The 14,792-nt window shown below is 68.9% G+C and carries 13 protein-coding genes; 9 read left to right on the plus strand and 4 right to left on the minus strand.

Annotation, left to right across the window (positions count from 1 at the left end; all coding sequences use genetic code 11):
- Positions 1-603: 603 nt before the first annotated feature.
- Positions 604-1,302 carry a hypothetical protein gene (locus G361_RS0123330; protein WP_196814534.1) on the plus strand — a complete coding sequence of 233 codons (699 nt, stop codon included), beginning with the start codon at positions 604-606 and terminating at the stop codon, positions 1,300-1,302.
- A gap of 386 nt (positions 1,303-1,688) precedes the next feature.
- On the opposite strand, the gene G361_RS47170 is transcribed toward G361_RS0123330, so the two are convergent.
- From G361_RS47170 to G361_RS47180, 4 genes are all read right to left on the minus strand, one after another.
- Positions 1,689-2,912, minus strand: a complete 1,224-nt coding sequence (locus G361_RS47170; RefSeq protein ID WP_019929534.1) for a hypothetical protein — start codon at positions 2,910-2,912, stop codon at positions 1,689-1,691.
- A complete protein-coding gene (locus G361_RS47175; RefSeq protein WP_019929535.1) occupies positions 2,909-6,043 on the minus strand; it encodes a hypothetical protein in 3,135 nt (1,044 codons plus the stop codon). Before G361_RS47175 ends, G361_RS47170 begins: the two co-directional genes overlap by 4 nt.
- 12 nt (positions 6,044-6,055) lie before the next feature.
- A complete protein-coding gene (locus tag G361_RS0123345; protein ID WP_019929536.1) occupies positions 6,056-6,403 on the minus strand; it encodes a hypothetical protein in 348 nt (115 codons plus the stop codon).
- Positions 6,404-6,555: 152 nt separating this feature from the next.
- On the minus strand, positions 6,556-7,818 hold the full coding sequence (locus G361_RS47180) for a hypothetical protein (RefSeq protein ID WP_019929537.1): 1,263 nt from the start codon (positions 7,816-7,818) through the stop codon (positions 6,556-6,558).
- Positions 7,819-8,019: 201 nt separating this feature from the next.
- Between G361_RS47180 and G361_RS47185 the strand changes: the two genes are divergently transcribed.
- From G361_RS47185 to G361_RS50475, 8 genes are all read left to right on the plus strand, one after another.
- On the plus strand, positions 8,020-9,399 hold the full coding sequence (locus G361_RS47185) for a hypothetical protein (protein ID WP_052172702.1): 1,380 nt from the start codon (positions 8,020-8,022) through the stop codon (positions 9,397-9,399).
- Positions 9,400-9,415: 16 nt separating this feature from the next.
- Complete coding sequence (locus tag G361_RS0123365) at positions 9,416-10,087, plus strand: hypothetical protein (RefSeq protein ID WP_019929539.1); 672 nt, start codon at positions 9,416-9,418, stop codon at positions 10,085-10,087.
- Positions 10,088-10,099: 12 nt separating this feature from the next.
- Positions 10,100-10,591 (plus strand): YbaB/EbfC family nucleoid-associated protein, encoded by a 492-nt coding sequence (locus tag G361_RS44620; RefSeq protein ID WP_019929540.1) that lies wholly within the window; start codon positions 10,100-10,102, stop codon positions 10,589-10,591.
- An 11-nt stretch (positions 10,592-10,602) separates the two neighbouring features.
- Positions 10,603-10,962 (plus strand): YbaB/EbfC family nucleoid-associated protein, encoded by a 360-nt coding sequence (locus G361_RS44625; protein ID WP_019929541.1) that lies wholly within the window; start codon positions 10,603-10,605, stop codon positions 10,960-10,962.
- Positions 10,963-11,100: 138 nt separating this feature from the next.
- Positions 11,101-12,864, plus strand: a complete 1,764-nt coding sequence (locus tag G361_RS44630; RefSeq protein ID WP_019929542.1) for a hypothetical protein — start codon at positions 11,101-11,103, stop codon at positions 12,862-12,864.
- Positions 12,861-13,646 (plus strand): ESX secretion-associated protein EspG, encoded by a 786-nt coding sequence (locus G361_RS44635; protein ID WP_019929543.1) that lies wholly within the window; start codon positions 12,861-12,863, stop codon positions 13,644-13,646. Before G361_RS44630 ends, G361_RS44635 begins: the two co-directional genes overlap by 4 nt.
- The gene (locus G361_RS51125; protein WP_019929544.1) at positions 13,639-14,145 is read left to right on the plus strand and encodes a hypothetical protein; all 507 of its coding nucleotides are present in this window, start codon (positions 13,639-13,641) and stop codon (positions 14,143-14,145) included. The genes G361_RS44635 and G361_RS51125 overlap by 8 nt, the downstream gene beginning before the upstream one ends.
- Positions 14,142-14,792 (plus strand): hypothetical protein (locus tag G361_RS50475; RefSeq protein ID WP_026343402.1); only part of this gene is annotated, 651 nt, incomplete at its 3' end. The genes G361_RS51125 and G361_RS50475, both read left to right, overlap by 4 nt.

A 14,792-nucleotide genomic window follows, 5' to 3' on the forward strand; every position in this document is an offset into this window, starting at 1 on the left:
ACTACCAGCCGCTGTCCCTCCCATTGCCGCGGCAGCTCCGGAGGCGCTCCGGATGCCGGTCAGTTGCGCGCGTTCGCGGCGGGCGGTGGGCCCGCCCGGCGATGCGCGCCGGCAATGGCTGTCATCTGATCGCGGAAGCGCATCGGTACGATCGCCCGCGCTTTCGAATGTCTGTGCCGCCCACCTCGACACGCCCCCTTTTCACTATGCCTGGCTTCACCGTACCCGACGAGTGAACCCCGGGCATGCGGATTGTGACACCGGGCATGTGCGGGTCGCCGCGGGTAGTTCTCCGGCGGCCGGAAACGACAGCACCGTGTCTCTTTCGCAGCGCGTTTTCGGCGCCGAATGCGTGTCGGAATCGCCGAACTCGCGCACTTCGTGATTTCGAATCCCGGCCGCCGGGTAAGGCGCTTGTGGGAAAGTACTTTTCGGCGGTGGATCTCGAAATGTCCGGCAGGGTGGTGGAATTGTCCATCATGCCGTCGTGCGGGAAACGACGGTCGCGGTGAGTGGCGTTGCGGTACGGGCGGGTTCGCACCTGCCCGCCGGTCTGCTTACGATCTTGTCTGCGGATTCGCCCAGCGGACCGACGGTTCGAGGATGGAGTGGACAACGATGGATCCACGTCGCTGCGTCGTACTGGTCCCGTGCAGTGGGTACCTGGAGCCGGAGTGCGGCCGCGGACTCAACGAACTCGAGCGGCGCGGCTACACCGTGCGGGTGGTGACCGGTTACGCCGCGATCGATCAGGCGCGCAGCCAGATGGCCACCGATGCCCTCCAGGACGGGTTCGAGAGCATCATGTGGATCGACTCGGATATCGGTTTCGATGCCGATGCCGTGGATCTGCTGCTCGCGCACGATCTTCCGCTGGTCTGCGGTATCTACGTGAAGAAGGGCGTGCGGGAGCTGGCCTGCCACCTGAAGCCGGGCACCGAGAACGTGCTGTTCGGTGAGGGTGGCGGGCTACTGGAGATCAAGTACGCGGCAACGGGTTTCCTGTTCACCCATCGCGGCGTGTACGAGGCGATCCGGATGCACGAGGGGCTGCCGTGGTGCAACAAGCAGTTCGGGCGGGTGACGGTGCCGTATTTCCTGCCGATGCTGTTGCCGGAGGGCAACAACCACTGGTACCTGGGCGAGGACTACGCGTTCTGTGAGCGGGCGCGGCGCAGCGGGTTCCAGATCCTGGCGGATTCGCGGATCCGGCTGAACCACATCGGCCGCAAGGGCTACTCCTGGGAGGATGCGGGCAGCGACCAGCCCCGCTACGCCTCCTACAACTTCCGGCTGACCTGAGCAGCGGAAACGGTGGACGGCGGCCGCAATCCTAGGCGACCACGGGGCAACGGGCGACCCGTGACCGCGTAAAGAGTTGGTAACGGGTCGGTTTCGGCTGTGCGTCGCCGTCCGGATGGAGCGATCATGGAGTACGGGCGTCCTGTTCAGTGACGCTCAGCTTCCGGCGGGGAGGTGGATCACCGTGTCCGACAATCAGATCTGTACTGCGGATGTACGGCCAGCGGATCTAGAGGAGGCGCATCGGCTGATGCAGGTACATCGCGCTTGTCCACGCTCGTGCCCGAGCCGGCGTGCGGCCCTCGACACGCTCGTCGCGGCCGGTCATTACCGGCTGTCCACGCGGTTCGGGCCGACCGACGACGACACTCAGGTGGCCAGCTGACTCAGGTCGTGAGACCGGCCAGCGCGAATTGGGCGTAGGCGCCGACCAGATCGGCGTCCTCGCCGAGATCGAAGGCGGCCGCGACCGTTTCGCGGGTGACCGCGGCGGATTCGGCGGCGGCGACCAGATCGTCGATCGCGGAGCGGGGGGCGTGCGCGCCCAGCACCCCGCACACCACGTCGGTGACGGTGGCGGCGGTCCACAGTCCGGGGATCGCCGCACCGATCCGGGCCGGTGCCGGTGACCGGCCGCGATACCATCCGGCGCCGTCCCACCAGTAGCAGAACGACAGCAGGCCGGTGAACACGCGCGGGTTCAGCACGGGTGCCGACACCCATTCCGGCGCTCCGGCGAAGTAATCGGGCATAGGGGCGCCGTCGTTGTAGGCGGCGTCCAGTTCGGGAGCGTTCCACACGCCGCCGGACAGCACCGACCGGTCGCCCGGAAGCCGGTGCAGGGTCGCGCCGCTGCCGTTCGTGGCCTCGAACACCGCTGTGGCGCCGAGCATCCGAGGCCCCCAATCGGAGCCGACGGCCGCGGCGGTCGCCGCGATGGTCGCCCAGCGGGACCACAGCAGGTCCGGGTGGAGCAGCCGTACCGGGTCCGCGACCGTGCCCGCGTCGCGATCGATGCGGGCCCGCACCACGGACTGCCGGGGCGTGCGCAACTGCGGACGCCGTTCGTCGAGGTGGGCGGCGAGCCAGACCGGGAGGCGCTCGCGCGGAAAGGCTTCGAGGTCGGCGCGATAGTCGGCCGGGGACAGCAATTGGCTGACCGGGAACGGCCGGTCGCCGTAGTCGAATTCGTAGGCCGCCGGTCCGGTGGCGGTGCGTCGCAGCTGGACTCGCCACCACGGATGTTCGGACAGCGGCGTCGTCACGGTGCGCAGCAGGCGCAGCAGACCGGCCGCTGCCTCGGGTACCTCGGCCGGAACGGATTCGCCTGCGGCATCAATGAACAGCGCGTCGGCCGCGATAGCGGAGACGGTGACCGTGGCGGCCACGGTCAGCTGTTGCCAGCCCCGCGGGGCGTCGCCGAGCAGTACGTCGGTGATGTCGGTGGCCAGTTCGGCGGCGTACGCGTGGATATCGGGCTGCGGATCGTATGCCGTGCCGGTCGCGGTCGCCGATCCCTCGGCCGCCGCCGACGTGTCCATGCTGAACGGGATATCCGGACTCGCGCCGGCGATCAGCAGCGCCTCGACGTCGATCTCGTTGTCGCTCATCGGTCGGTTTCCTCCGTATCCGGGTCACCGTCGTCCGCGCCGTTGCCCCCATCGGTGTCCGCCGGGCCACTGTCGTCCCAACCACTCCCGGCCGGACCACCACCACCGGAACCACTCCCGGCCGGACCGCCACCACCGGAACCACTGCCAGCCGGACCGCCACCGCCCGAACCACTCCCGGCCGAACCGCCACCGCCCGAACCACTGCCAGCCGGACCGCCACCGCCCGAACCACTCCCGGCCGAACCGCTACCGCCCGAACCACTTCCAGCCGAACCGCCACCACCCGAACCACTTCCAGCCGGACCGCCACCACCCCAACCGCTCCCACCCGGACCGCTCCCACCCCAACCGCTCCCACCCGGACCGCTGCCGCCCCAACCGCTCCCACCCGGATCCCCACCCGGACCCTGGCCATCGGGTTCGCCCGGTTGTCCGGTGCCGGCCGGGTCGAGCCAGAAGGATTCCGGGGGTGGGGTGCGTGCGACGAAGGGGTCGGGCATGGACTGGTCCAGTTTGTGTTTGCGGGCCTTGGGTTTACCGCTCATGTAGCCGCCGTCGATCAGTTGGCGTTCGAAGCGGAGGTTCTTGTCGAGTTCCGCCAGTTCGCGGCGGAGGCGGATTTCGGTGGTGCCGGAGCGCAGCAGCACGTCTTCCCTGGCGTGGCCCAGGTTGTCGAGACGGTCCACCACGGCGCGGGCACGGGCACGGTCGTCGATCAGCTGGGTGCGGGACTCGGCCAGTCGGCCGAGAGCCGCTGTGCGGTCTGCGATCGCGGTGGCTCGGCGGTCGGATTCGGCGTTCAAGTCCCGGATCTGGCGGTTGAGTTGTGCGATCCGGCCCCGATCCCCGAGGTCGACGGCGCGGCGGGTGTCCTCCAGGTCGCGGATCCGGGCGTGGGTGTTCGCCTGGGCGTCCTGCAGGTCGCGGCGTTCGGTCTCCAGATTCGTGTGTTCGTCCTGGAGGTGGGCGAGCCGGCGATTCGATTGGCGCAGTGCCTGATCGAGCTCGCCTCGTGCTCGGTCGGCGCGGTCGGCGGCGGCGGACTGGCGGTTCGTGACGGTGTCCAGGTCGGCCACGCCGCCGGGATCGTCGCGGCCGCGCAGAGCCGCCAGTCGACGGTCGGTCAGTTCCAGACGGGCAGTGGCGCGGTCGACCTGCCGGGCGGCGGTTTCCCGGTCCTCGGTCGCGGCCCGCAACTGTTGGCGGGCGTGGTCGCGTGCGGCGTCGTCGCCGGCCGCGTCCAATGCGTCCTGCCGCTGACGAACTCGGTCGATCGCAGCGGTGTGCTCGTCCTTCGCGGCGGTCAGCGCCTCCTCGTGCGCGGCGCGATTGTTGCCGAGTTCGTGGAGTTCGGGGCCGATCGCGGCGTAGCGGCGGCGCACCTCGGCGTCGGCGTTGCCGAGTTCCGCGGTGCGGCGGTCGAGTTCGTCGATGGTGTCCCGCACATAGCGGTGGGCGCCGATGTCCTGGTTCCGATAGCGGTTCGGCAGTTCGGGTTCCAGGCGGGCCAGCACCCGCACCTCGTCGTCGGTCAGCGCGCCGCGGCCACGCAGCGCGCGGGTCTCGACCTGTTCCCGAGCGGTGGGCGCGGGTCGCGGTGCGGCGCCGGCGTTTTCGGCGGCATCCTGTAGGTCGGCGCGGACGCGGGTGGCGGTGCGGCGGGCCTCGGTCAGCTGGGCCCTGGCGTTCACCACGTCCGGATGTTCCTCGGGGGCCGCCGCACCCGCCGCCACCGCCCGGCCGCGGGCCTGGGCTACGTCCAGTTCGGCCTGTTTCTCCGCCACCTGGGAACGGTTGAGGCGCAACATCTCCACGCGCTGCCGGTCCGCGACCGCGGCGCGGTCGTCGCCCGCGGCACGCAGTTCCTCGCTGTGGCGTTGCCGCATCTGTTCGCGCACCTCGTCGAACGAGCCGATCTGTTCGTGCGCGCGGACCGGCGGGACGATCTCGTCCGCGCCGTGTGGATGCAGGCCGAGGGCCTCGGCGTCGAACCGCGCCCCGGTTCCGGGGGCGGCGCCCAATTCCCCGATGTAGCCGCGCTGAGCGCCCATGATGCTGTTGCTCGCCGCGGCGCCGATCATGCCGTGCCACAGCCCGGTGACGTCGAAGGTGCCCGTCCAGGCCGCCGCGATGCCGGCGCCCACCACGCTGGCGGCCTCGGTCGAGACGACGCCCGCGAACATGCCGGCCCCGGCGCCCCAGATACCGCCGGTGGCATCCTTTCCCAGCGATTTCAGCCAGGCGGCGGCGCCCTTCTCGGCCCAGGTCGCGACCGCCGCGCCCGCGTACCAGCCGCCGATCGACGCCGTGACCGACATCCCGAATTCCTTGGCGTCGAATTCGTCCCGGTGTCCCTCGGCCATCTGGATGCCCTGCACCAGCACGTCCTGGCCGCCGGCCCAGATCGTGTTGTTGACGGCCTTCTCCAGCAGGAATTTCGTGAGTTGTTCCGGCATCTTGGCCAGCGACAACGCCAGTGCCTCGTCGGCGCCCAATCTGCCTGCGGCACCGGCCAGGCCGGGGGCCGCCTTCGCCACCAGATCGGTGAACGGTTTCGCGATGATGCCCGCGACCCGGCCCGGCTGGTCACCGATGACCGGGACGAATTTGATGGTCTTGACCAGATATCCGCCGATTCCGGGGATCCGCTCGATCGCGTCGAGCGCCGTATTGGTGATCCGATAGAGAAAGGCGCGGGTGGAGCCGATCGCCGCGGCCTCGACTCCGGGCGCGGTGGGCGGCCACAGCCAGGCTCCGATGATCTGGGCCAGCAACATGGTCAGCGCCATAATGATCATGATCTTGGTTTGTTCCAGGGTGGTCGCGGCGTGCCGGGTCGAATGCCCGATCTGCCGATAGTCCGCGACCAGTTTGGCGACCGAATTGTCCCCGGAGAGAAGCTGTTTCATCTCCTCGTTGACCGCGGTGACGGCGGCGCCGTCGAGATAGGCCTGGGCGATGCCGGTACTCGCGGTGGACAGCAGCGGGACGACCTCCCGCTCGATCTTGTCCGCGGCGTCCAGCCAGGCCTGGGCCATCGCGAACATGCGATCCTCGTCACCGGCGGGCCACTCGGCGCCGGTGACCCAGCCCAGCCAGCGCAATCCCTCCGGCAGGTACAGCGACACGACGGAAGCCGTTCAGCCGCGCAGATTCCGGAAGTTCTCGCGGCCGGAGGCCTCGTTGGCAGTGAAGTTCCCGGCGGCGTCGATCAGGCCGCGGCCGATCGAGCCGATCGCGGTGGCCATCTGGGTGCCACCGGTCAGCAGGTTGTCCCGCGCGGCGACATATCCGTCCCGGCCGTCCGCGAATTGCCTTCCGTACGAATCCGTCCCCCAGGTCTGCGGGCCGTAATCGTGCAGCCGGGTGGTCAGTTCGCCGACGATCGCGGCGAGTTCACCCTGCGCGGAACCGGATCCGCCGCCGCTGAGCCGGCGGCCCGCATCGGCCAGTCGGTCCGGATACACCACGATCGCGCCGCTCGTCATGACACCTGCTCCGATCACTCACCTGTGATTCACCCGAGATTGCTGCAACGGCAATCTCGATGTCACCTCTCGTAGTTCCGCAGACTCTAGCGATTCCGGATCGTCGCGGTGGGACAGCGGCGTTAAATCGGTGTGATTTCCGGTCCCGGCGCTCAGTCCACCGTGACGCCGGCGATGATCAACTGGTAGTACGCGCTGTCGAGATCGTGGTCGGCCCCGGCGAATACCGCGGCGAGGTCGGGGCGCCGTACCTTGCCTGCCTCCGCCGCGCGGACCAGGGCCGAGATCGCGCCGGGCCGCGGCGGGGTGTGCGCGCCGAGCAGTTCGGTGAGCACGAGTACGGTCGCCGCGGTGCTGTGCACCGGGGGCAGTGCCGGGCCCGGATCGCTCACTGCGCCACTGTGATACCACTTCCCGCCGGACCACCAGTAGCAGAACGACAGCAGGCCACCGCGTGAGCGTGGGTCCAGTACCGGATCGGCGACCCAAACCGGTGCTCCCGCATAGAGATCCGGCAGCGGACCACCGGAGTTGTAGGCGGCGTACAGTTCCGGGGCCTCACTCACTCCCCCGGACAGTACAGCCCGGCCCCCCGGCAGCACGAACAGCGATGAGCCACTGCGCCATTCGTCCTCGAACCAGGCCAATGCGGGCGTCACCCCCGGCCCCTGTGGCGAACCGAGCGCCAGGAAGGCGGCGGCGATGATCGCCCACCGCCCCCACAGCGCGGGCAGATCCGGCAATGCGGAGTCCGAGGTCGCGGGCGTCTGCGCGGATCGGACGGCCTCGGCCGCCTGCCGGGGCGTGCGCACCTGACGATCGTCGTGCCGGATGTAGGCGGCCAGCCAGACCGGCAGCCGCCGACGCGGAAAGGCCCGCAGATCCTGCCGATAGGCCTCGGGCTCGAACAACTGGTCGTCGGGGAAGGGCTCCTCGCCACCGTCCTGGATCACGTCGAATCCGCGGCCGGCCTCGGCCTCGATCAGCAGTCGCCACCACGGTCCGTCGTCGTCGGCCGTCGACAGGAGGCGATGATCGCGCACCGCGGCCAGGATCCGCTCGGGGGGCTCCACCCGGGCCACCCGGCCCTGGTCGTCGACGAAGCCGACATAACCCGCCTCGGCCGCCGTGGTGAGCGCGAACACCGCCTCCATCCGGGACCAGCCCGCGGGGCCGAGCATGATCAGGTCGCGGCCGATCAGGCCGCCGAGTTCACGCAGGCGAGCGGCCCGCTCGGGATCGGCCGCGCGCACCGGCGCCGGGTCCTCCACTGGCGGCGACGAGACCTCTTGCACGGCAACCGCTTCGACGCTACGCTCGCCCGCGAGCGGGTCGACGCCCAGTTCGCCGAGCAGGAACGGCACGTCGGCGGCGCCGGAGAAGGCGCTGGGGGTGTCACCCTCGGAACTGGTCACCTCGCCGAATCTCCTCGTCCGCGTGCCGAATCCGGTGTCAGCTCTTGCCATCCTGACACAGCGATGACGCAGCTCCCGGCGACCGGTGGGCCGATGACGGCGGTCCGATCGCGAGTTCGCCCGGCCGTCATCAGCTTGTTGCCCGCAGTCCTCGTGTTCGTGGTGTGATGGCAGTGTCCGCCCTGCCCGCGAGGAGGTTCCGTGTCCAGCGATCCGCTCGAGGTCCACATCGACGATCTGCGTCGCGCCGGAAAGAATTTCGAGGCCCTGAAGGACACGCTGGCCTCCATCGTGTCGACCCTCACCGGTGGCCTCAACAGCCTCGGAGAGCCCTGGGGCGACGACGAGATGGGCAAGAAATTCTCGGAGGGCGCCAGCGGCTACATCGCTTCCCGGGACGACCTGCTCGGCAAGGACGGCGCCTTCGCCTCCTACGAAAACCTGTTCAGCACATACGGTGCCGATATGGTCGACGCCGCCGACGCGTTCCAGAAACACGAGGATTCGTTCGGCGAGAAGTACATCGCGGCGATCGGCGGCAGCGGCAGCGGCGGTAACGGCGACAACGGCGGTGGCAACGGCGGAGCGAACGGTTCCGGCAGCGGCGGCGCGAACGGTTCGGGCAGCGGTGGAAACTCGGGCGGTACCGGCGGCGGTACCTCCGGCGGCAGTGGCGGCGGCACCGCCGGAAGCTCCGGTGGCGCCGGTTCCGCGGGCACCGGCCAGAGCGCCGGAAGTGCCGGTGCGGTCCCCACCGCGGGATCGCTCGGCGGGCTGGGCTCGGGACTCGGCTCCGGCGCGACCTCGCCGAACTCCCTCGGCTCGGGCACCGGCGGACTCGGCTCCGGCCTGGGCTCGCTCGGCTCGGGCACGAGCGGACTCGGCTCCGGCACCGACGGACTCGGCTCCGGCAGCCAGGGTTCGAGCGGCCTCGGCACGAACGGCCTCGGCACCGACGGCCTGGGTGGCAACGGAACCGGTTCGGACGGAACGGGTTCGGGTGACGGCGCCTACGGCAGCTCGGGCGGCCCGTACAGCAGCACCGATCCCGGATACGCCGCGGCCAAGGCCGGCACCGATCCCTACGGCTATGCGCCCGACGGCACGCCGCTGGGTCCCGACGGGCTGCCCCTCACCGGCGGGTACGCCGCGGGCGGCCCCAACGGTGGCTACGGGACCGGTGGCAGCGGTTCGGGATACCAGGACGCGCTGAGCCGCTCCGCGACCACCGGTGGCAGCACCCCCACCGGATCCGGCCAGACCGGCGGCACCGCCGGTGGCAGTGGCGGCACCGCGGGTAGCTCCTCGAATCCCCAGGGTCCCTTCCAAGGTGAGCAACTGGCGAAGGGCACCGCCGGTACGGCTGCGGGAGCGCGTGCGGGCGCCGCCGGGGCCGGTGGCATGCCGTACGGGCCCGGCGGCGGCCCGGGCGGCGGCTCCGGCGCAAAATCCTCGGAATCCGAACGCAAGAAGCGCAAGCCGGCCAAGGCGGAGCGCCCCGACGAACCGGAACAGCCCGTACCCGAGACCGGCAGCGGCATCTGGGAGCAGTCGGGCTGGTCCAAGCCCCCCGGCACCTGATCCCGGAAGGTGGAGCGTGAATCCCGAACCGTCACTACAGGAGTCGTTCGACGAGATCGAGTGGCAGGAGACCCTGCTGGCCGAATTCTGTGCCGCGATGAGCGAAGTCGCGGATCTCGACGAGGCCGAACTCGTGAGCCGGGCCGCGACCGATCTGATCGATCGCATCAGTCACTGGGCCACCGTCGACGAATTTCATCCGGCGTTCGTCCGGGCCGTGACCGCCGCCGAGGTGCCGCCGGCGGCGCTGGCGGGGGCGGGCGGGCACGGCGAACCGGCGATCCTGGCCTTCCTGCGGCAGTTGCTGGCCGAGCTGGAGCGGCGCCGGCCCTGGCCGGAACCGGTTTTCGCGGAGGTCGATTCGGACGAGTGGCCCTCCCCCGGCTCCGGGGTGCCGATCGGCTGGATCGAGCTGTCGGCGCCGCTGGTCGAGCACGCCGTGAAGGCCACGTTCGACGAGGCCGGTCGCGAGGGCGCGCCGGTGCTGGTGTTGCGGCTGCGCGGCGGTCAGCTGCTCGCACTCATCGGCGAGTCCCGGTCCAGCCCCGCACGGTTCGTCGTGACGCTGCCGGACGCCGAGGGACAGCGCGACGCCACCGAGGTGCTCGAGTATCTGGTCGAGTACACCGGCCTGCCGGTGCGCACCGACGGCATCGAGCGGACCTTCACGATGCTGTCCGATTTGTGATGTACTGATTCCGTGTCGCGACCCAACGAACGACTGGTCACGGATTTCGCCCAGTTCTTGGATTCCTTCCACGATGTCATGGCGCAGATGATCGACGCGCGGCAGCGCCGGGATGCGCTCACCGCGTCGGCGAGTGTGGAACGCGGGCGAATCACCGTGGAGGTGAACGCATCCGGGTCCATCGTGCGCACGACCTTCACCGAGGACGTCGACGATCTGAGCTACGGCCAGATCGCCCGGGCCACGGTGACCGCTGCCCAGCAGGCCGCGGCCGAGGTAAAGCGCAAGGCGGACGAACTGCTGGCCCCGCTGCACGCCGCCCGGGCCCACCTGCCGAAGCTGGGCGATTTCATCGAGGGCCTGCCCGACCTGCAGCAGAGCATCGCCGCCCCGCCGCCGGCGCCGCTGACGCCACCCGGTGAACGGGAGAACAATTCGGTACGAACAGAATACGAGGACGCGGTCGAATATCGGCCGCAACAGCGCGGCACCTTCGATCGCTGAAAGGGAATGTCTTGTCCGACAACGATTTCACCGCTGATGTTGCGGAATTCCGGGAGCAGGCCGCGGAAATCAATCGGTTACAGGACGAACGGACGCGGCTGATGGGCATCGGCACCGCCGAGCGCCGCCGGGTCACCGTCACGGTCAACGCCGACGGAATTGTGATCGACATCAAATTCTCCTCCGACATCGACGATCTGGAGTACGAGGAGATCGCCACCGCGATCACGGAGGCCTCCCGGCAGGCCGTCGCCGACGTGGCCCGGCAGACCACCGCGCTGTTCGCGCCGATCACCGTGGAATCGACGGGACGGGTCGGATTGGAGGAGACGCTGGCCGACATCGACGCGCTGCGCGACCTGAACCGGTAGTTCCGTCGCACGCGGCGGCTTTCCCGAAATCCGCTGCGGAACAGTGGGTTAACAGGCGGTACCCCCCGGACCCACGACGCGCGCCCGTGCCCGGCCTGTGATAGATAGTCCATACAGAACGGCACGTGGGAGTTCACCGTGGCTAATCCGAACCTCGACGACGACACCGGTTGGGCCGGACTCGGCGCGTCGGCGAAGAACAACGATCTCATGCTCGAGCCCGGAACCGCCGAGCAGGCCGCTCTTTTCGTCGAGGACGCGCTGAATTCGGTTGTCGGTGTGCACGCCTGGATCCTGCAGAACATGCAGACGGCCAGTCCGACGGTCGCCAGTACGACCTCCGGCACCGATCTGGCGGGGGTGTTCCACAAGAAGATCGGCACCGATCTGGTGCAGCGCATGGAGAAGCACCGCACCATCCTCACGAATATGGGTAACGCCTTCGTCGAGGCCGGAAAGGCGTATGCGCGGGCCGAGGGCACCAGTGCGGAGAACTTCGGCGCCACCAGCGCGCTGTCCACCATGTCGTTCAACGATCCCGGCGGCACGCCGCCACCCGGCGCACCGTTCGTGCAGGCGCTCCCGCCACGCGGCACCCCGAACTGGCCGGACACCCCGATGGACAGCATCTCCATCACGCCCGAGCAGGGCACCAATCTCAGCTGGCAGCAGCTGTATTCGATCGGACAGAGCATCGATGCGCAGGCGGTCGCGAATGCGGGTGGCGTCTGGTATTGGCTGGCGCAGATCGCGCTGGAACCGGTCTTCGTGAAACTCAACGCGAAGGTCACCTCGGTCCGGGACAAGTGGACCGGCAACGGGGCGACCGCGTCGATCAACGCGACCACGAAGTACACGACCCAGTCGAAGGTACTCACCGACGACATGAACAAACTGGGCGATCTGCTGATCTTCACCGCGGACTGGCTGCAGAACACCAAGCTCACCGCGCCGACGACCCCGAATCCGCCGACCACCGACGGCACCGGGCATCAGCTCACGCCCGCCGCGGTCGAAACCATGCTGCAGCAGTACCAGACCGCGTTCACCACGAACTACCACGACAACTTCGGCGGGACCACCAACAATGTCGTGGCGCTCTCGGAACCGGCCGACATCACCGACGGCACCGTGAACAGCGGCAATCCGGCGACGACCAACGCGAATCCGGACAACTTCCGGAGCAACTACGTCGACACGACCCCGCCGAACACCGAGTACACCCCGTCGAACAGCAACTCCGGCAACACCGGAACCGGAAATTCCGGCAGTTACTCCAGCGGCAACGGGGACACCGGAACCGGCACCACCTCGATTCCGAACAACGGTGACACCGGAACCGGGAACAGCGGCACCGGAACGGTCGACCCCATATCGGACGCACTTCCCGATACCTCCGGCACCACAACGGATCCGAGCCTCACCGATCCGCTCACCTCGGCCGCCACGACCCCACCGGATACGGGTACCGACGGCCTGCCGACGCTGCCGACCGATCCGCTCTCCGATCCCTCCGGCGAGTTCCCGGGAATGCCGTTCATGGGCAACCCCATGCTCGGTGGCGCGGCCGGCGATCTGGCCCGGGCGGAGCGCAGCCTGCTGTCGGGCCTCGGCGGCAAGGGTGGTTTCGGTGGCTCGAATCCGCTTGCGGCGGAGGAGAAGCTGCTCCAGGAACAGTCGAAGTTGTTCCCGCGCTCCAAGATGCCGCTGCCGGGTGAGGAGCTCGGCCGGGCCGGAGCGGTGGAGGGCCGCGAGCCGGGCATGCCGTTCGGTGGTTCACCGGCCGGCAAGAAAGACGAGGAGAAGGAGCGTAAACGCTCCGAACTGCTCAACTCCACAGAACATCTGGACGAGGCGATCGGCGAACTCGATCGCAGTATCCGCCCGGTGCTGGACCGGTGAGCGTCACCTGGAACCTCACCGACGCCGAACTGGTCGTCGCCTGGGAACGACTGTTCGAGGAACGACTGCCCTCGCCACTGTGCGCGCTGTTGGACGAGCACTACGCGGAGGACTACCGGCGGCTGGCCGACCGGACGTGGAACACCATGTGGGAGCGGCACGACGGTTCGCTGCAGGACGCGCTGGGCCGGGTGGCGCGCGCCGACGTCCGGGTGCTGGCGCGCAGTGTCGATCCGGCCGATGCCGAGAATTCCGTGGCACGCGCGCGGGTGCTGGGGGCCCGGCAGGGTCCGGTGGCGGTTTTGATCCGGCAGCTTCCCGGCAAAACCATGTGGCACAGCGGTGGTTTCGTGATCACCATGGGGACCTCCGACCGGCTGGCCGGCGCGATCGTGGGCGCGCTGCCCGGTTGCGAACCGGGGCGGTTGCCGGACACCCCGATGGTGAACGCACCGGACCGCAGTGACACCGATCACTGGTACGGCCGTTCCGAGGTGCTCGACAGCTACGTCGAACTGCAGCGGCGCAGCGACGCGTGGTTGCGGCTGCCGATGCGGGTCCTCGGCGTCATCGAAACTTTCCAGGGCAGTTCGATTTTCGGGCCGCGCGGGATCACCCGGCATCGAATATTCTGGCGGGATCTGGTGGACGACGGCCGATACGCGATCGCCGACACCACCACCCCGGTCGCCGTGGCGGCCGACCCACATCGGCTGGCGGCGATGATCGGTGCCGACATCGCCAAGGTACTGCAGACATTGGAGGACGAGCGCAGTGCCTGAGCGAACCTGGTTTCCGGAGGACGACGGCGACGGGTATCCCGGCGCGTTCCACGACGGCGTCTACGAGGGTGATGATCCCGAATCGACCGAGGCACCGGATGATTCGGCCGCCGAACCGCCGTTGAGCGAGCCCGAACCGGAGCCGGACGAGCCGGTGTTCACCACCTACACCACCGGCCACGCGGCGCTGCGCGGTGGTGAAATCCGGGTGACCGCAACCGAATCCGGGTTGCCGATGGCATTGCACGTCGATGCCGCGCAATTGCGCCGCAAGCCGGAGGATCTGGCCGATGATCTGCTGCGGCTGTGCCGGCTGGCCGCCAACCGTGCCGGGCTGACCCGGCGCACCCAGCTCGCCGAGCAGGGGTTCGCGGAACGGACTCTGGATCTGCTCGGCCTGCCCACCCAGGATGCGGTGGAACAGAACGAGATCGGTGACGAGAAGGACCACGACTACGAGCCGCGCAGCTGGCTCGATCGAGACGGGAGTGCCTGGTGAGTGGGACGGGGATCAAGGACACGACTGCGTGGCCGACGTTGCTCGACAACGCCGTCGGCGGAACACTACTGTTCGACGCCAGCTCCGCACAGGCCTGCATCACCGCCTGCCACACCCTACTCGCCACCATCGAATCCCTGCTCACCACCGTCAACGGCACCCACACCCCCTCCAAACCCCTCATCACCTACGCCTCCGACGCCTACAACACCCACTCCAGCGCACCGGTAGTACACACCGACAACGACACCATCGGCTCCGCCACCAGCTTCCGCCACCTCCTCCAGAACAAATGGGCCGAACTCGCCCAACGCCTGCGCCAGCACAAACAAATCGTCACCGACATGGGCAAAACCTTCGCCGCCGCAGCCAACGCCTACGAACTCGCCGAAACCACCAACCACGACAACTTCGAACTCATCGTCCCCACCACCGGCGACCCCTACACCTTCAACACCAACAACCCCATCACCCCCAACGCCGACAACTGGCCCAACGAAGCCGCCTCCGGCCCCACCGGCCTGCACAACTTCGTCGCCGACCCCCACGCCGCCACCGTCGCCGGCGAAGCAGAACCCGGCAGCATGTTCAACCTCGCCCAGTTCTACTTCATGTCCATATCCATCCAAACCAACAACCCCGTCCTC

It is taken from the genome of Nocardia sp. BMG111209 (assembly GCF_000381925.1).
Taxonomy (GTDB): domain Bacteria; phylum Actinomycetota; class Actinomycetes; order Mycobacteriales; family Mycobacteriaceae; genus Nocardia.

Bases quoted from the DNA above. Each gene is read 5' to 3' on its own strand.
- G361_RS0123330 (WP_196814534.1), top strand. From the start codon at position 604: ATGGAGTGGACAACGATGGATCCACGTCGCTGCGTCGTACTGGTCCCG.
- G361_RS47170 (WP_019929534.1), bottom strand. From the start codon at position 2,912: ATGAGCGACAACGAGATCGACGTCGAGGCGCTGCTGATCGCCGGCGCG.
- G361_RS0123345 (WP_019929536.1), bottom strand. From the start codon at position 6,403: ATGACGAGCGGCGCGATCGTGGTGTATCCGGACCGACTGGCCGATGCG.